The sequence below is a fragment of the Streptomyces sp. NPDC104307 genome (assembly GCF_055584045.1).
Genome location: NZ_JBVJMU010000006.1, coordinates 347,264 through 364,413 on the forward strand (window position 1 = coordinate 347,264; position 17,150 = coordinate 364,413).

Below are 17,150 nucleotides of genomic sequence, written 5' to 3' on the forward strand. Positions count from 1 at the left end.
GAATGCGCACTGACGGAGGAAAAGCATGTCCGAGACACCCCCGCCCCAGCATCTCCTGATCGTCAGCGGCGGACGCGATCTGCCCGACCGCGCCCGCGACGCCTGGCCGGGACTGCGCACGACCGTCATCTGCCGGCCCGAGGTGGTGCCCCGGCTGCGCAGCCGGGAGAAGATCCAGCGCCTGATCGTGCTCCGCGAGGACGCCCCGGTCGAGGAATGGGTGGCCGCGGCGCGGTTCGTGCACGCGGTCGACCCGGTCGACCGGCTGACCAACTTCACCGAGAAGGACACCGAGAAGACCGCGGCCATCGGGCTCGACCTGGGTCTCGACTGGCACAGCGCGGAGACGGTACGGGCGGTGGCCGACAAGTACGCGATGCGCCGGGTGCTGGCCGAGGCCGGGATCGGCGGGGTCGTCGCCGAGACCGTCCACGACGCCGAGGGTGTCCTCAAGGTCGCGGAGCGGACCGGCTACCCGCTGATCTGCAAGCCCGTGCGCGGCGTCGCCAGCAAGGGCGTCACCCGTATCGACGGCCCTGCCGACATCCCCCGCGCCCTTGAGTGGGGCGCCGAGGGAGCCGGTGACCTGGACGCGCCGGACCTGCTCGTCGAGGAGTTCCTGAGCGGCGACGAGTACAGCGTGGAGTGCGTCAGCGAGGACGGCGAGCACCTGGCCGTGGGCGTCACCCTCAAGATCTCCGAGCACGATCACTTCGTCGAGGTCGGCCACGTCGTGCCGGCCCCCCTCCCGGACGCCGATGAGCGGCGGATCCGTACCGCCGTGACCGACATGCTGACGGCCCTCGGTGTCCGGCGGGGCGTCACGCACACCGAGGTCATCGTGGCCGAGGACGCCGTCCACATCGTGGAGACGCACCTGCGTCCGGCGGGCGACGAGATCCCCGAGCTGTGGGCGCGGGTCAGCGGCGTCGACCTGATCGACGTCGTCGCCCGCCAGGCCGTGGGCATCAAGGTCCTCGACGATCTCCGCGCCACTCTCGCCGCCCCGCACGACGGCCCCGGCGCGGCGGCCATCTGGTACGCCTGCCCGGACGCGGTGGGCGAGATCGTGGAGGTGGCGGGCGAGGAGGAGGCCCGCGCGCTGGAGGGCGTCGTCGACGTCGAGGTGCTGCGCGAGCCGGGCAAGCGCCTCAAGGGAGTCACCGGTTCCTTCGCCCGGGGTGCACATGTCTGCGCGGTGGGCACGTCACAGGACGAGGCGTTGCGGCGTGCCCAGGAAGGCGTACGGAAACTGTCGTTCACCGTACGCAGCGACGGCATGGCCGCGCGCCACGAGGCACTCACCTCGACCGGCTGACACCACGTCGGCCGATCCGTACAGCACCGGTCCGGCGTCCCCGGCGCCGGACCGGTGCCCGCACAACAGAGAGAAGAGAGAACAGACATGACAGAGCAGAACAACGAACAGACCGGCGCCGACTACGCGTTCGGGGGACTGCACCACGTCCAGCTGGCCATCCCGCCGGGCGGCGAGGACCAGTGCCGGGCGTTCTGGGGCGAGGTGCTCGGGATGACGGAGCTGGAGAAGCCCCCGGTCCTCGCGGCCCGCGGCGGGTGCTGGTTCCGCGGCGGCGGCCTGGAGGTCCACCTCGGTGTCGAGCAGGACTTCTCGCCCGCGCGCAAGGCGCACCCCGGGATCCTCGTCGAGTCGCTGAGCGGACTGGCCAAGCGGCTGGAGGAGGGCGGTCACGAGGTGACGTGGGACGACAACTTCCCGGGCCACGACCGTTTCTACGCGTTCGACAAGTTCGGCAACCGGCTGGAGTTCCTGGAGCCGACGGCCGCGTCGTAGGCCGTGTCCGAGGGCCTCTCCCCGAGGGCCGGTGGCTGTTTCACGTGAAACAGCCACCGCCGCCCAGGGCTCGCGCGGGGCCGTCCCGTGACACAGCGGGACGACCCCGCGCCAGGCGGTATTTGTCAGACACGGCCTAGCCCCGCCCCCGGACGACCCGGTGGTGTTCCGACCCGTACCACGGCATTTCGAGGAGCCAGCAATGACCGAATCAGCGGGCAGGCCGCCCGCATTCCGCATCGCGGACCTGATCGTGGCCGAGGGCCCGGAGGGCGCGGAGCGCATCCTGATCGCGGGGCTGACCGTCACCGTGGCCGCCGGCGAGATCATCGCGGTGCTCGCCGACGACACCGGGTCCGCGGCCGCCCTGATCCAGGTGCTCGCCGGACGACGGCGGGCCCAGTACGGGGCCATCGACGCGGGCGGGACCGGCCGGTCCCGGCGGATCAGGCCGTCCCTCCCGGCGGGCGTGAGCGTGGTGGCCGCGCACGAGCGCTGCCCGGCCGGCCCGGCCCCCGTCCTGGTCGTCGACGCCACCGGGCGGCGGCCGCAGGAGTCCGGCGCCGAACCGGCGCGCACCGCGGCCCGGCGGGGCGGCGCGGTGCTCCTGGTCACCACCGACGCCGAGGTGGCGGCGTCCGCCGACCGGACCGTCCACCTCAACCGCGCCCCCCGCCCGGAGCCCCGCCCGAAGGCGGCGGTCCGCTTCACCGCGGAGGCGCTGCGGGAGGCGGCGGCCGGATCGCTGACCGCCGCCGGCGTCGGCGCCGAGCGCGCCGCCCTGGTCGCCCGGGTCCTGGTGGACGCCGATGTGCGGGGTCACTTCTCGCACGGTGTCGGCCTGCTGCCGATGTACCTCGACCGGCTGCGCGAGGGAGGCATCGACCCCGCCGCCGAGCCCGAGTGGAGCCAGGAGGAGGGGTCCGTCGTACGCCTCGACGCCCGCGGCGGGTTCGGACAGGTGGCCGCGGACCTCGCGGCCGGCCGGTGCGCCGAGCGGGCCGCCCGCACCGGGCTGGCCGCCGTCGCCGTCCGGGGCAACAACCACGTCGGCATGCTCGCCGCCTACCGCGACCACTTCGTCCGCCACGGCGTGGTCGGCCTCGTCCTCAACGTCTCCGGTCCGAGCGTCGCCGCCCCCGGCGCGGGGCGCCCGACGCTCGGGAACGACGCCGTGTGCATGGTCGTCCCCCGTGGCGACGGGTCCCCGCTGGTCGTGGACTTCGCCACCGGGACGGTCGCCAGCGGAAAGATCCGGCATGCCGCGCACCGAGGCGAACAGGTGCCCGCGAACTGGCTGGTGGACCGCGAGGGCCGCCCCACCACCGATCCGGAGGAACTCGACCGGGGCGGCGCCGTCCCGGTCTTCGGCGGATACAAGGGCCTCGGGGTCGCGGTGATCACCGAGGTGCTGGCCGGCATCCTGGCCGGCGGCACGGTGAGCCCCCTCGTCCACAAGCAGCGTGCCGAGCCCGAGCGGACCATGGACTGCTCCCAGCTGTTCCTCGCACTGGCGCCGGACGCGTTCGGCGACCCTCCGGTGGAGGAACTCCTCGACGTCCTGTCGGGCGCGGTGGCCGCCGGCTACCCCCAGGGGCCGCCCGAGGTCCATCTGCCGGAACAGCAGGAGCGGCTGGCCGAGACCGTCGCCGCCGAACACGGCGTCCCCGTACCGGCGTCGGTCGTCGAACAGCTCGGCTGGGGCGCCCTCCACGCCGCCCCGGCCACCGCGGGAGGTGCCGCATGAGCCCGCGACTCGGGGTGGGCCTCGTCGGATTCGGCATCGCCGCCCAGCAGCACGCCGCCGCACTGGAGCAGCTGCCGGAGGCGGGGATCGTGTCCGTCCTGGAGCAGGACCCCGCGGTCGACACCGGCGATCACCACCGGGCCGGTTCCTGGAGGTCGCTCCTCGATGACCCACGCGTCGATCTGGTGGCCCTGTGCGTCCCGCCCGGCGGGCGGGCGCGGCTGGCGGTCGAGGCGCTGGAGGCGGGCAAGGCCGTCCTGCTGGAGAAGCCGCCCGCCGTGTCCGTGGACGAGATCGACATGGTCGCGGCCGCCGCCCGGCGGACCGGGCTGCCGGTCGGCGTCATGCTCCAGCACCGGATGCGGCTGCCGGCGGCGGCCCTCGCCGCCACCTGGTCGGCGTCCTCCGTCACCGGGGTACTGGAGGTGTCGCGGTTCCGGCCGCCGGCCCACTACCGGCGTGCCGGGTGGCGCAGCGATCCCACCATGGCCCTGGGCGGGATCTCCGCCCACCTGGGGGTCCACTATCTCGACCTGGCGTGTCAGCTGCTCGGGGAGCCGGAGTCGGTGCGCCTGACGCCGACCAGGGAGGTCGCTGCGGGCATCGACACCCGTGTCACGGGAATGGTCGCCTTCCGGTCCGGGGCCACCCTCGCGTTCACCGTGACCGCCGAGTCGACGGTCCGTACCGAACGGCTCCAGATCCTCGGACCCGACGGGGGGTTCAACATCACCGACGGCATGGTGATGACCCAGCTCGACGGCACGGAACAGACCTGGCCCACGGTGCCGACCTCACAACTGCGCACCGAGGTCTACCGGGAGATGGCCGAGGCGGTGGCGACGGGGCGTCCCCCGGTGCGCTGCCACCTCGACGGCGCCCGTGCGGTGACCGACATCCTCTCGTCGATCGCCACCACCGCCGCGGCGGTGGCCGCGTGAAGCCGCTGATCGGTGTCTCTTCCGGCTCCGCGCCGCGCCTCGACGCCGGGGCCCTGGCCGGCCTCACCCTCGCGTCCGGCGGCACGGCCGTCGACGTCAGGGAGGGCAAGGACCACGCGTGGGAGGCCGGCGGGCTCGGCGCCCTGCGCGCCGCCGGGGCCGAGGTCTGCTTCGTCGGCGTCTCCACCGTGCTGGGCTCCGCGGAGCACCCGCCCGGCTCCGTCGACGGACTGCGCGCGCCGGAGCGGGGCCTGCCGGTGAAGGTCTTCGCGGCCGCCGGGTGCACCGCCCCCGACCGTTTCGCCCTGACGCTCGCGCAGATCGAGGCGCTGGCCGCCAGGGTCGGTGACAGCTCCCTCGTCCTGGTGGAGACCCACCACGGATACGCGCCCGTGGCCGAACTCGACGAGCTGTGCCGCCGCGCGGGCACCTCGGTCCTGCTCGACACGATGGGCCTCGCCAGGATCGACGCCGATCCCGTCGCGGCGGCGGCCCGGCTCGCCCGCTGGATCCCCTACGCCCAGGTCAAGGGGTTCGACTGGGACGAGCCCGCCACCTCACGGCACCGGCCGCTCGCCTCCGCCCGGCCCGAGCTGACCCGGAGGGTCCTCGACGCGGCGGGTGAACTGCGCGCGGTCACCGTCGAGTCGAAGGCACCGTCCCTCACCGAGGACATCGCCCTCCTGCGCGAGTGGTACCCACCGGACCGACGCCTCCCCCAGGCCCTCAGCGAGGAGATCCTTTCGTGAGACTCGCCATCATCAACGACGAACTGTCCCAGGACATCGAGCAGGCGGCGGCCACGGCGTCCCGCCTCGGCTTCGGCGGGCTGGAGATCCGCTCCAGCGGCGGCGTGGCGCCGCATCGCATGGACGACGCCGCCCTGGCCCGAATACGGGCGACGGTGGCCCGGCACGGACTGCGGGTGGCCGGCTTCGACCCGCCGGCGCTGAAGTGCGAACTGCCCCGCACCGCCGCCGAGACGGACTCCGCCCGCGCGCTGGTGACGGACTCCGTGCGCCGGGCCGAGCTGCTCGGAGCACCGTTCGTCCGCATCTTCACCTTCTACCGGCAGGGCGATCCGGACCCGCGCGGGGCCGCCGCGGCCGCCCGGGAGGTCCTGGACGGCGTCCCCTTCGGACGCGTCCCCCTGCTCGTCGAGACGGGCATGCGGACCAACAGCCCGACCATGCGACACACCCTGGAGTTCCTGGACGCGCTGGGCGACGACCGGCTCGGCATCCTGTGGGATCCGGGCAACAGCGTCTTCAGCGGCTGGGACCCGGCCCCGTTCCCGCAGGACTACGCGCTCGGCCGCGAACGCATCCGGCACGTCCATGTGAAGGACCCGGACGGCCGGCGGGCCTATGTCCGCCTCGGCGACGGGGACCTGCCCTGGCCCGCGATCCTCGACCGGCTGGCCGAGGACGGATACCGGGACTGGATCTCCCTGGAGACGCACTGGCGCATCGGCCGGGTGCTGAACCAGGCGCAGCGCGACGAGCCGTGGGGCGAGGAGTTCACCGCCGGCGGATTCGAGGCCAGCAGCACCTGTATGCGGCTGCTCCGCGAGATGACGCGGGCCGCGGGCGAGGACGCCGTCCCCGCCGACCCCTACGCGCACACGGTGGAGGCCGGCGCATGAGCGACTCACCCGTAATCCTGCTCGGCGGCCAGCGCTGCGGCACCACCGCCCTCGCCTACGCGATGAACCTGGCCTTCCACGACGCGGGCGGCCACTTCACCGTCAACGGCAAACTCCCCTATCTGCTGCACCGCTGGCTGAACCGGCAGGACCTGGCCGACCACCATCTGCGCACGGACGAGATCCTGCACGCCCTGGACCGCCGGCCGCCGGACGGCTCGGGCGTCGAACGCTGGCGCGCCCGGGTGGAACAGAGCCTGCGGGCCGCCGCCAGGGACGTCGCGGAGGGCACGTGCGGAGACGACCCGGTGGACCTGGCACGGCGGATCCTGGCCGAGACCCAGGGCGAACTGCCGCACTCCGGGGACAAGTACAACGAGTACCTGCTGCATCTGCCCTGGTTCGGCGAGGTACTGCCGAACGCCCGCTACGTGATGCTGGTGCGCCACCCCGAGGAGGCGGCCCGCTCGATGCTGCGCTGGAAGGGCGACCGGCCCTATGTGCCGCGCACGCGGGAGGCCGCCCTCGCCAAGTGGACGTCCTGGAACCAGCACTGGCTCGACTTCGCACCGGCGGTGCCGGCCGGGAACGCCCTGGTCGTGGAGTACCACGCACTGTGCCGGGGCGAGGAGACCGAGCGCCTGTCCCGGTTCACCGGGCTCGACCTCGCGCCGTACCTCGCCGGACTGAAGCCCCGCTCCCCGGCGGCGGACACCGACGACGCACTCCCGGCGGACACCGCCTCCGTGTGGGAGGCGCTGCGTCTGGCCGCGCTCCCCACGCTCGCCCGCGCCTGATCCGCCGAACCCGCCTGATCCGCCTGATCCGCCTGATCCGCCGAACCCCAGACGAAGTCGAACCCCTAACGAAGGTGATTCCCTTGCCCGCAACCCGCGTTCTCGTCATCGGCGGAAAGGCCGGCATCGTCCGCAAGGCCGCAGCGCTCGGTCTCGACGTGGTGCACATCCAGAAGCCATCCGCGTTCGACCCGGATGTGGTGGAGCACTGCTCCCAGCTGCTGCTCGTCGACTACCAGGACGTTCCCACCGTCACCGCCCTGGTGCGCGCCCTGCACGAACAGCGTCCGTTCGCCCGGGTCTTCACCCAGACCGAGGCGGCCCAGGTGGTGGCGGGCCATCTCACCGACGCGCTCGGACTGCCCGGCAACGGCGAGCGGACCACCCGGCTGCTGCACGACAAGCCGGCCCTGCGCGCCCTGTTGAACGAACAGGGCATCGGACCGGTGCGGACGGTGACCCGGCCGACCGCCGCCGAGCTGCGCGACTTCGTGAAGGCGGCGGGGTCCGCCGTGCTCAAGCCGACCATGGGCTCCGGCAGCCTGGGTGTCCGCCGGATCGCGTCCGTCGACGAGGTCGAAGAGGCGTGGGCGTGGCGCGAGGGCTTCGGCCTCGACGACTTCATGGCCGAGGAGTGGCTGACCGGCGAGGAACTCAGCGTCGAGACGTTCTCCCGGGCCGGGGCACACACCGTCGTCGCGGTCACCGGCAAGGAGACCGGGCAGGGTGTGGTCGAGCTCGGCCATGTGGTGCCCGCGCCGCTGGACGGAGCCGACCGGCAGGCCGTCATCGCGACGGTCGAAGCCCTGCTGGACGCCGTGGGCCTCGTGGACGGGCCGGCCCACACCGAACTGATCCTCACCGCCGCCGGCCCCCGCGTCATCGAGTCGCACAGCCGTCGCGGCGGTGACCGCATCAACGAACTGGTCCGCCTGGTCCACGGCGTCGACCTGGAGGAGGCCGCCTACCGGCTCGCCCTGGACGGCGACCCGCTGCCGAGGCGGCAGGAGCCGGCGGGTGCGGCCGCCATCCGCTTCCTCGTCGCCGCCCCGGGAACCGTCACCTCGGTCACGGGCACGGCGGAGGCCGGTGCGATGGACGGCGTCGTCCAGGTCGACGTCCAGGTCGAGCCCGGGGACACGGTGCACGAACTGCGCTGGTCGGAGGACCGTTGCGGCCATGTCGTGGTCCGCGCGGCCGACGCGGAGGCCGCCGTGCGACTCGCCGCCGAGGCCGCGGCCCGCATCGTGATCACCACGGAGCCGGCCGCCGACGACGGGCACTCCGCCACGCTCGGCACGCTCCTCGACGAGGTGGACGAGGTCCTCGACCCGTTCGCCGCCGCACCCCGGTGACCGGCCGCGTCCCGCCGCACCCCACGACCCCCGCCCGGCCCACTCAGGTGGCCGCGGCGAATGTCCGCAAGGAGTAGAACCGCGATGAGTACGACATCCCCAGACGACGGCAAGCAGGTCTCCGTGGTGGTCGCCACCCGGAACCGCCCCACCGACATCGACGCACTGCTGACCTCGATCGCGGCGTGCGACACGGGCATCGTCCACGAGGTGATCCTGGTCGACGACGCCTCGGACACCCCGCTGCGCGTCGACGAGTCGGCCCACCGCTTCCCCGTCCGCCTGCTGCGCCACGGACGGCGCCGCGGTGCGGCGGCCGGCCGCAACCTCGCGGGCCAGGAGGCGACCGGCGATGTCCTGGCGTTCCTCGACGACGACGCCCGGCCCCTGCCCGACTGGTTCGACGTCCTCGACAAGGCGCTCACCCCCGGGCGGGCGGCGATCACCGGCCGGGTGCTGCCGTTCGACAGCAGTGTGGTGGCACGCGCCCGCCAGTACCGCTACGAGGTCCGCTACGCACAGCACGTCCCCGGCAGCGAGGTCACGTTCTTCGCGGGCGGCAACTCGGCGGTGTGGACTGAGGCGTTCCGCGCTGCCGAGGGCTTCCCCGACCAGGTCACCGCGAGCGACAACGGTCTGGTGGAGCGGCTCTCCGAGTCCGGTGGCCGGGTGCACTTCGTGCCGGGGCTCCGCGTGGCCCACCGCAACAGCAAAGGCGCCGGAATCGCGCTGCGCGAGGCCTGGCGCGCCGGCCGGCTGGCCCCGCGCAGCGCGCCCGCGTCCGCGCTGCGCCGGTTCGCGGCCAGCGCCCGGACCCAGCCCTGGTCGGACGACCCGGCGGCCGCGGGCCTCAACCTGGGTCTCCAGGCGGCGAATTCGCTGGCCACCGCCCTTCCGGCGGCCTGAGCGATGGCGAGTACGGGGGCAGTGCGCCAGGCGGACGCGGGAGCCACGCTCCGGCTCACCGGCCCGCCGAGTGCCCGGCTGCCGCACGCCGAGACGGACGGCCCGAGCACGCTCTCCCATCTGGACGTCCTGGAGTCGGAGGCGGTGCACATCTTCCGTGAGGTGGCGGGGGAGTTCGAGCGGCCGGTGATCCTGTTCTCCGGCGGCAAGGACTCGATCCTGATGCTGCACCTGGCGCTCAAGGCGTTCGCGCCCGCGCCGGTGCCGTTCACGCTGCTCCACGTGGACACCGGGCACAACTTCCCCGAGGTGCTCGACTTCCGCGACCGGGTGGTGGCGGAGCACGGGCTGCGGCTGCGGGTCGTCTCGGTGCAGGAGTACCTGGACCGGGGGGTGCTCCGCGAGCGCCCCGACGGGACCCGCAACCCGCTCCAGACCGTGCCGCTGACCGAGGCGATCCAGCAGCACCGCTTCGACGCGGTGTTCGGCGGCGGGCGGCGTGACGAGGAGAAGGCTCGCGCGAAAGAGCGGGTGTTCTCGCTGCGCGACGAGTTCTCCCAGTGGGACCCGCGCCGCCAGCGCCCCGAGCTGTGGCAGCTGTACAACGGCCGGCACGCCGCGGGTGAGCACGTCCGGGTGTTCCCGATCTCCAACTGGACCGAGCTGGACGTGTGGCAGTACATCGAGCGCGAGGGCATCGAGCTCCCGCAGATCTACTTCGCCCATGAGCGCGAGGTCTTCAGCCGCTCCGGCATGTGGCTGACCGCCGGCGACTGGGGCGGCCCCAAGGAGCACGAGACGGTCGAGACCCGCCAGGTCCGCTACCGCACGGTCGGGGACATGTCCTGCACCGGCGCCGTCGACTCCGACGCCACCACCCTGGACGCCGTCATCACCGAGATCGCCGCCTCCCGGCTCACCGAGCGAGGCGCGACCCGCGCCGACGACAAGATGTCAGAGGCCGCGATGGAAGACCGCAAGCGCGAGGGGTACTTCTAACATGACCACACCCACCCAGTCGGCCGAGCGGCTGTCGACCACCACCCTGCTGCGGTTCGCCACCGCCGGGTCCGTGGACGACGGCAAGTCCACCCTCGTCGGACGGCTCCTCCACGACTCCAAGTCGGTCCTCACCGACCAGCTGGAGGCCGTCGAGGACGCGTCCCGCAAGCGCGGCCAGGAAGCACCGGACCTGGCGCTGCTGACCGACGGACTGCGGGCCGAGCGCGAACAGGGCATCACCATCGACGTCGCCTACCGCTACTTCGCCACACCCCGGCGTCGGTTCATCCTGGCCGACACCCCGGGCCATGTGCAGTACACCCGCAACATGGTCACGGGCGCCTCCACCGCCGAGCTGACGGTGATCCTGGTCGACGCCCGCCACGGCGTGGTCGAGCAGACCCGCCGGCACGCGGCGCTGACCGCGCTGCTGCGGGTCCCGCAGGTGGTCCTCGCGGTCAACAAGATGGACCTGGCCGGCTACGCGGAGCCGGTGTTCGCCGCCATCGCCGAGGAGTTCACCGCCTACGCGGCCTCGCTCGGCGTCCCGGAAATCACCGCGATCCCGATCTCCGCACTGGCCGGCGACAACGTCGTGGAACCGTCCTCCCACATGGACTGGTACGGCGGCCCGACCGTACTGGAGCACCTGGAGACGGTCCCGGTCAGCCACGACCTCACCACCTGCCACGCCCGCTTCCCCGTCCAGTACGTGATCCGGCCGCAGACCGCAGCGCATCCCGACTACCGGGGCTACGCCGGCCGGATCGAGGCAGGGGCCTTCCGGGTGGGCGACCCGGTGACCGTACTGCCCTCCGGCCACACCTCGACCGTCTCTGGGATCGACCTGCTGGGCCGGTCCGTGCACACGGCGCGGGCGCCGCAGTCGGTCACCCTGCTGCTGGCGGACGACATCGACATCTCGCGCGGCGACCTCATCGTGGAGAGCGGCGACGCGCCACGCACCACGCAGGACGTCGAGGCGACCGTCTGCCACGTCGCGGACCGGCCCCTCACCGTCGGCCAGCGGGTACTGGTCAAACACACCACCCGCACCGTCAAGGCGATCGTCAAGGACATCCCCTCCCGCCTCACCCTGGACGACCTCTCCCAGCACCCGACCCCCGGACAGCTCGTCGCCAACGACATCGGCCGGGTCGTGGTGCGCACTGCCGAACCGCTCGCGCTCGACCCGTACGCCCGCTCCCGGCCGACCGGCTCGTTCCTGCTGATCGACCCGGCCGACGGAACCACGCTGTCGGCCGGCATGGCGGGCGGCTCCTTCGCCGCCGGGGCCACCGACGCCCCCGAACCCGACGACGCGGGCTGGGACTTCTGAGATGACCGGGCACAGCACCACGGCCGTCGAGGTCTGCGGCGTCACGAAGGAGTACGGCACGGGTGCGGCCCGCCGCGTCGTGCTGGAGGACGTCGGTCTGCGGCTCGCGAAGGGCGAGTTCGTGTGCCTCGTCGGTGCCTCCGGTTCGGGCAAGTCGACCCTGCTCCACCTGGTCGCCGGGCTGGAGACGGCGAGCGCGGGGAGGATCTCCGTCGCGGGCGGACGTCCCGCCGTGATGTTCCAGGACCACGCCCTGTTCCCGTGGCTCACGGCGGGCCGGAACATCGAACTGGCGCTCCGTCTCGCGGGCGTCTCCCTCGCCCGCCGCCGCGACCGGGCCCGGCGCCTGCTCACTCTGGTGGGGCTCCCCGAGAGCTACGGGCAGCGGGTGCACGAGCTGTCCGGCGGCATGCGCCAGCGGGTCGCCCTGGCCCGCGCCCTGGCGCAGGGCGCGGACGTCCTGCTGATGGACGAGCCGTTCGCGGCGCTCGACACCGTGACCCGGGGGACGCTGCACGGCGAGCTCGTCCGCGTCTGTGCGGAACAGGGGGCGACGGTGCTCTTCGTGACCCACGACGTCAGGGAGGCCGTGGCGCTGGGGGACCGCGTGGTGCTGATGGCGTCGGACCCAGGCCGGGTGGCGGCCGAGTGGTCCGTCGGCCCCCGCTCCGCGCGAGGCGCCGACGCCCCGGACGCGGCCCGTCTCGTCGACGAGATCACGGCCCGGCTCGGTGAGGAGGCTGACCGCCGTGCACGCTGTTGAGAGCCCGGCCCGTCCGGCGAACGCGCTGCCCACCGGAGCCGGGCGGACCGCCGCGCGCCGCACCCGGGAGCCGTCCGGCGGGGGCTTGCGCCGAGGCCTCGCCGGAGCGCGGCTGAGGCGCCTCGCGGCCCGCGTCGGGCCGGGCTGCTCCGCGGTCCTGCTGGTGGTGGGTGTCTGGCAGCTGGTCCACCTGCTCGGCCTGTCGCCGGTGCTGCCCGCACCGGCGGCGGTCCTGCGCGAACTGTCCGCCGCCTGGTCCGCGGGGACGCTCGGCCCCGGACTGCTGCACAGCCTGGGCCGCTGCCTCGCGGGGTTCGCGGCGTCCGCGGCGGTGGGGGTACCCCTCGGTCTGCTGCTGCACCGGTTCCGGTTCGTGCGGGTGCCCCTCGCCCCGACGCTGAGTGCCTTCCAGTCACTTCCGGCGGCGGTCCTGGTGCCCATCGCCGTGATCTGCCTCGGCACCTCGCAGGCCGCGGTCTACCTGGTGGTGCTCCTCGGCGCCGTCCCCTCGGTGGCGACCGGGGTCCTCACCGCGCTGGACCAGGTGCCGCCGCTCCTGGTGCGGGCGGGCCGGACCATGGGGGCGACGGGAGCGGCCGGGGTGCGCCACGTCCTGCTTCCGGCCGCCCTGCCCGGTGTGGTGGCCGCGCTCCGGCAGGGCTGGGCGTTCGGCTGGCGGGCCCTGATGACGGCGGAGCTCATGGCATCCACCCCGCTGCCCGGCCTCGGCCAGGTGCTCGACGCCGGTCGGCGCAGCGGCCGCCTCGGGCCGGTGCTGGCGGCCGCCCTGGTGATCCTGGCCGTCGGGGTGGTGGTCGAGACGGGCGTCTTCGGACCGGTGCAGCGCCGGGTGCTGCGCGCCCGCGGCCTGCCCGCCGCGAACGAGAGGCGCTGAGGGCTGTCCCGTACCCCTCAGCCGTACATCCGGCGCATCGCGAAGTCGACCATCTGCTCCACGGCCTTGGCGTCGAAGACCATGCGGTGCTCGCCCTCCATGTCGAGGACGAAGCCGTAGCCGGTGGGCAGCAGGTCGATCACCTCGGCGCCGGTGATCACGAAGTACTTGGACTCCTTGCCCGCGTAGAGCCGCAGCTCCTTGAGCGTGGTGAACATCGGGATGACGGGCTGCTGGGTGTTGTGCAGCGCGAGGAAGCCCGGGTTGTCACCGCGCGGGCAGTAGACCTTCGACGTCGCGAAGATCTGCTGGAAGTCCTCTGCGGCCAGCGAGCCGGTCGTGAAGGCCCGTACCGCGTCGCCCAGCGAGGGCGGCGAGGGTTCGGGATACAGCGGCTGCTCGCCGTAGCCGCCACCCATCGGCTGCTGTGCGCCCTGATTCTGGTCGTAGCCGTACATGGTGCAAAGAGTAATCGGACACATCTCTGCCTTGAGGGGTTGCGTCTTATTACTGACGGGTAGCATCATCGTATGGGGTCAGCTGACAACGACCCCGTCCGCGAGTCCGGGCCACCCCTCCACGGGGCGCTGCGCGCCACTGCTATTGATTACGGAGCCTTCCCATGGGGCACTACAAGTCGAATCTCCGCGACATCGAGTTCAACCTCTTCGAGGTCCTCGGGCGCGACAAGGTGTACGGCGCCGGACCGTTCGCGGAGATGGACGTCGAGACCGCGAAGAGCATCCTCGACGAGGTCACCCGCCTCGCGGAGAACGAGCTCGCCGACTCCTACGCCGACGCCGACCGCAACCCGCCGGTCTTCGACCCGGAGACCAGCACCGCACCGGTCCCGGACACCTTCAAGAAGTCGTACCAGGCCTTCATGGACTCCGAGTACTGGCGCCTGGGCCTCCCGGAGGAGATCGGCGGCACGACCTCCCCCCGCTCCCTGATCTGGGGTTACGCGGAGCTGCTGCTCGGCGCCAACCCGGCCGTGTGGATGTACTCCTCCGGCCCGGCCTTCGCCGGCATCCTCTTCGACGAGGGCAACGACGCGCAGAAGAAGATCGCCGAGATCGCCGTCGAGAAGCAGTGGGGCTCGACGATGGTGCTGACCGAGCCGGACGCCGGCTCCGACGTCGGCGCGGGCCGCACGAAGGCCGTCGAGCAGGAGGACGGCTCCTGGCACATCGAGGGTGTGAAGCGCTTCATCACCTCGGGCGAGCACGACATGTCCGAGAACATCATCCACTACGTGCTGGCCCGCCCCGAGGGCGCGGGACCGGGCACCAAGGGCCTCTCGCTCTTCATGGTCCCGAAGTTCCACTTCGACTGGACCACCGGCGAGCTGGCCGAGCGCAACGGCGTGTACGCGACGAACGTCGAGCACAAGATGGGCCTCAAGGCGTCCAACACCTGCGAGATGACGTTCGGCGACCAGCACCCCGCCAAGGGCTGGCTGATCGGTGACAAGCACGACGGCATCCGCCAGATGTTCCGCATCATCGAGTTCGCCCGCATGATGGTCGGCACGAAGGCCATCGCGGCGCTCTCGACCGGTTACCTCAACGCGCTGGAGTACGCCAAGGAGCGCGTCCAGGGCACCGACCTGTCGCAGTTCATGGACAAGACGGCCCCCAAGGTCACCATTACGCACCACCCCGACGTGCGCCGCTCGCTCATGACGCAGAAGGCGTACGCCGAGGGCATGCGCTCCCTGGTCCTCTACACCGCCTCCGTCCAGGACGCGATCCAGGAGAAGGAGTCCGCGGGCGAGGACGCGAAGGCGCTGCACGGCCTCAACGACCTGCTCCTCCCGATCGTGAAGGGCTACGGCTCGGAGAAGTCGTACGAGCAGCTGGCCCAGTCGCTCCAGACCTTCGGCGGCTCCGGGTACCTCCAGGAGTACCCGATCGAGCAGTACATCCGTGACGCCAAGATCGACACGCTGTACGAGGGCACGACGGCCATCCAGGGCCAGGACTTCTTCTTCCGGAAGATCGTCCGCGACCAGGGCGCCTCGCTCAACGCGCTCTCCGAGGAGATCAAGAAGTTCCTCGCGGGCGCCCAGGGCAACGAGGAGCTGTCCGGCGCGCTGGACTCGCTCGCCAAGGCCGCCGTGGACCTGGAGGCGATCGTCGGCACGATGATCACCGACCTCACCGCGACCGGCGAGGACGTGAAGAACATCTACAAGGTGGGCCTGAACACCACCCGCCTGCTGCTGGCCTCCGGCGATGTCGTCGTCGGCTACCTGCTGCTCAAGGGCGCGGCCGTGGCCGCCGAGAAGCTGCCGACGGCCTCCGCGAAGGACGTCGCCTTCTACCAGGGCAAGATCGCCGCCGCGAAGTTCTTCGCCGCGAACGTCCTGCCCGGCGTCGGCGCCGAGCGCGCGCTCGCCGAGTCCGTCGACAACTCCCTGATGGAGCTGGACGAGGCCGCGTTCTAGGCGTCACCGCTCAGGGCTTCACCGCCCATGATCGTCAACACGCACCGCCACCCGGACACGCTTTCGGGTGGCGGTGCTGTCGTATGGGGTGGGTACGCTGAGTGAAGGTCCGAGAATCCCGTCCATGGGAGGAACCATGACTGCCGAGGCACTGCCCGAAGCGTCGCAGCTGCGCCGCGACGATTCCACGTGGCCGGTCCCGCCGGAGGACGGCTACACCGTGGACGAATTCTTCACGCTTGACCTCCCGCCGCACACAGAGCTGATCGACGGGAGCCTGGTTTTCGTGAGTCCGCAGCGCGATTTTCACACGCTGGTGATGGACCTGCTGGTCAATGGTCTGCGAGTACACGTTCCAGAAGATTTGCGTGTCCGCCGAGAGATGGCGGTCGTCCTGAGTAAAAGGACCGTCCCCGAGCCAGACATCGTTCTGGTCAAGGCCGAAGCCATCACGGGCCGTCGCCAGACCCGGTACGAGGCGGCCGACGTCCTGCTCGCCGTCGAAGTCGTCTCGCCCGACTCCGAGGACCGCGACCGTGACACCAAACCGCACAAGTACGCGGCAGCGGGCATCCCGCACTTCTGGCGGGTCGAGATGAGCGGCGAGCACGACCGGCCCGCAGTGTGGACGTACGAGTACGACGCCACGCACAAGACCTACACCTCCACCGGCGTCCACCGCGACCGGCTCAAGCTCTCCGTTCCGTACGACATCGATATCGATCTGACAGCGATCGACACGCTGTAGCGGCCGCCGCCCGTGCCTTCCCTATGATCGGAGCCGATTCCGAGGGGGAGGCCGGCACATGAGTCGTCCGGGCGAGCGGTGGTACGTACGGGGCGCGGCGGTCGGGGCGGTGGCGCTGCTCCTCGCGGGCTGCGGCAGCGGGGACGGCGGCGACGGCAAGGGCGGTGCCGCGAAGGCGGTCGGCAGGGCGGAGCTGCTGTCGGTCATACCGGACGCGAAGGCCCTGCCGGGCTGGCGGACCGTGATGAAACCGGAGGCTCAGGAACCGGTGGCCGAGTACCCGCCGCCGGTCTGCCAGGTGCCCGACAAGAAGAAGCGGCAGGCCACCTGCGGGGAGATCACGTTCTGGGGCGCCTCCTCGTTCGTGCGCAAGCCCGACGTGACCTCGCTGAACTTCTGGGCCCTCGCCTACAAGGACGAGAAGACGGCCGACGCCGCCTATGACGCGCTGAACGCGTACTACGGCGGGGACAGGGTCGGGGTGGGCGCCAAACCGGTCGAGATCGGTGAGCCGGGGGCGGAGCGCGAGGCCAACCGGGCCGGCATGGGCACCATGGGCGGCCCCGCCACCATCACCCAACTCCGGGTCGGCACCCTCGTGCTGGGCATCAGCACCGGGACCCAGGGCAAGTCGGCCGTCCCCGACGCGGAGGTCAAGGCGCTGGCCGCCATGGTCGCGGACCGGGCCCAGCAGGCGCAGGACGGCGAGAAACCGTCCGCCGCGGTGACCGGACGATAGCGGCGCGTCAC

17 protein-coding genes are annotated in these 17,150 nt (G+C 72.3%); 16 read left to right on the plus strand and 1 reads right to left on the minus strand.

Going from position 1 to position 17,150, the window contains the following annotated elements; all coding sequences use genetic code 11:
* Positions 1-25: 25 nt before the first annotated feature.
* From ACZ601_RS18890 to ACZ601_RS18950, 13 genes are all read left to right on the plus strand, one after another.
* Positions 26-1,318, plus strand: coding sequence for an ATP-grasp domain-containing protein (locus ACZ601_RS18890; RefSeq protein ID WP_469539202.1), 1,293 nt, complete (start codon positions 26-28; stop codon positions 1,316-1,318).
* Positions 1,319-1,405: 87 nt separating this feature from the next.
* Complete coding sequence (locus ACZ601_RS18895) at positions 1,406-1,813, plus strand: VOC family protein (protein WP_440578240.1); 408 nt, start codon at positions 1,406-1,408, stop codon at positions 1,811-1,813.
* Between the two features lie 202 nt (positions 1,814-2,015).
* A complete protein-coding gene (locus ACZ601_RS18900) occupies positions 2,016-3,560 on the plus strand; it encodes an Ldh family oxidoreductase (protein ID WP_469539205.1) in 1,545 nt (514 codons plus the stop codon).
* Positions 3,557-4,501 carry a Gfo/Idh/MocA family protein gene (locus ACZ601_RS18905; protein ID WP_469539208.1) on the plus strand — a complete coding sequence of 315 codons (945 nt, stop codon included), beginning with the start codon at positions 3,557-3,559 and terminating at the stop codon, positions 4,499-4,501. The genes ACZ601_RS18900 and ACZ601_RS18905 overlap by 4 nt, the downstream gene beginning before the upstream one ends.
* Entirely contained in the window at positions 4,498-5,250 is a 753-nt protein-coding gene (locus tag ACZ601_RS18910; protein ID WP_469539212.1) for a hypothetical protein, read from the plus strand. Before ACZ601_RS18905 ends, ACZ601_RS18910 begins: the two co-directional genes overlap by 4 nt.
* Positions 5,247-6,146 carry a sugar phosphate isomerase/epimerase family protein gene (locus ACZ601_RS18915; RefSeq protein ID WP_469539214.1) on the plus strand — a complete coding sequence of 300 codons (900 nt, stop codon included), beginning with the start codon at positions 5,247-5,249 and terminating at the stop codon, positions 6,144-6,146. The genes ACZ601_RS18910 and ACZ601_RS18915 overlap by 4 nt, the downstream gene beginning before the upstream one ends.
* Positions 6,143-6,943: a sulfotransferase gene (locus tag ACZ601_RS18920; RefSeq protein WP_469539216.1), complete on the plus strand. Its 801-nt coding sequence runs from the start codon at positions 6,143-6,145 to the stop codon at positions 6,941-6,943. Before ACZ601_RS18915 ends, ACZ601_RS18920 begins: the two co-directional genes overlap by 4 nt.
* Positions 6,944-7,026: 83 nt before the next feature.
* Entirely contained in the window at positions 7,027-8,298 is a 1,272-nt protein-coding gene (locus ACZ601_RS18925; protein WP_469539218.1) for an ATP-grasp domain-containing protein, read from the plus strand.
* Between the two features lie 84 nt (positions 8,299-8,382).
* Positions 8,383-9,204, plus strand: coding sequence for a glycosyltransferase family 2 protein (locus tag ACZ601_RS18930; protein ID WP_469539221.1), 822 nt, complete (start codon positions 8,383-8,385; stop codon positions 9,202-9,204).
* A gap of 78 nt (positions 9,205-9,282) precedes the next feature.
* Complete coding sequence (gene cysD / locus ACZ601_RS18935; protein WP_469539513.1) at positions 9,283-10,203, plus strand: sulfate adenylyltransferase subunit CysD; 921 nt, start codon at positions 9,283-9,285, stop codon at positions 10,201-10,203.
* A gap of 1 nt (position 10,204) precedes the next feature.
* Positions 10,205-11,545 (plus strand): sulfate adenylyltransferase subunit 1, encoded by a 1,341-nt coding sequence (locus tag ACZ601_RS18940; protein ID WP_469539224.1) that lies wholly within the window; start codon positions 10,205-10,207, stop codon positions 11,543-11,545.
* A 1-nt stretch (position 11,546) separates the two neighbouring features.
* On the plus strand, positions 11,547-12,308 hold the full coding sequence (locus ACZ601_RS18945; protein WP_469539226.1) for an ABC transporter ATP-binding protein: 762 nt from the start codon (positions 11,547-11,549) through the stop codon (positions 12,306-12,308).
* A complete protein-coding gene (locus tag ACZ601_RS18950; RefSeq protein ID WP_469539229.1) occupies positions 12,295-13,203 on the plus strand; it encodes an ABC transporter permease in 909 nt (302 codons plus the stop codon). Before ACZ601_RS18945 ends, ACZ601_RS18950 begins: the two co-directional genes overlap by 14 nt.
* A 17-nt stretch (positions 13,204-13,220) precedes the next feature.
* Here the strand turns inward: ACZ601_RS18950 and ACZ601_RS18955 are convergent, their stop codons facing one another.
* Entirely contained in the window at positions 13,221-13,661 is a 441-nt protein-coding gene (locus ACZ601_RS18955) for an SseB family protein (RefSeq protein WP_018522179.1), read from the minus strand.
* A gap of 164 nt (positions 13,662-13,825) precedes the next feature.
* Between ACZ601_RS18955 and ACZ601_RS18960 the strand changes: the two genes are divergently transcribed.
* The 3 genes from ACZ601_RS18960 to ACZ601_RS18970 all read left to right on the plus strand — a co-directional run bounded on the left by ACZ601_RS18960 (position 13,826) and on the right by ACZ601_RS18970 (position 17,139).
* The gene (locus tag ACZ601_RS18960) at positions 13,826-15,652 is read left to right on the plus strand and encodes an acyl-CoA dehydrogenase (RefSeq protein ID WP_440573925.1); all 1,827 of its coding nucleotides are present in this window, start codon (positions 13,826-13,828) and stop codon (positions 15,650-15,652) included.
* A gap of 124 nt (positions 15,653-15,776) precedes the next feature.
* Positions 15,777-16,400 (plus strand): Uma2 family endonuclease, encoded by a 624-nt coding sequence (locus ACZ601_RS18965; RefSeq protein WP_440573944.1) that lies wholly within the window; start codon positions 15,777-15,779, stop codon positions 16,398-16,400.
* A 58-nt stretch (positions 16,401-16,458) separates the two neighbouring features.
* Positions 16,459-17,139: a hypothetical protein gene (locus ACZ601_RS18970; protein WP_469539233.1), complete on the plus strand. Its 681-nt coding sequence runs from the start codon at positions 16,459-16,461 to the stop codon at positions 17,137-17,139.
* Positions 17,140-17,150: the final 11 nt, after the last annotated feature.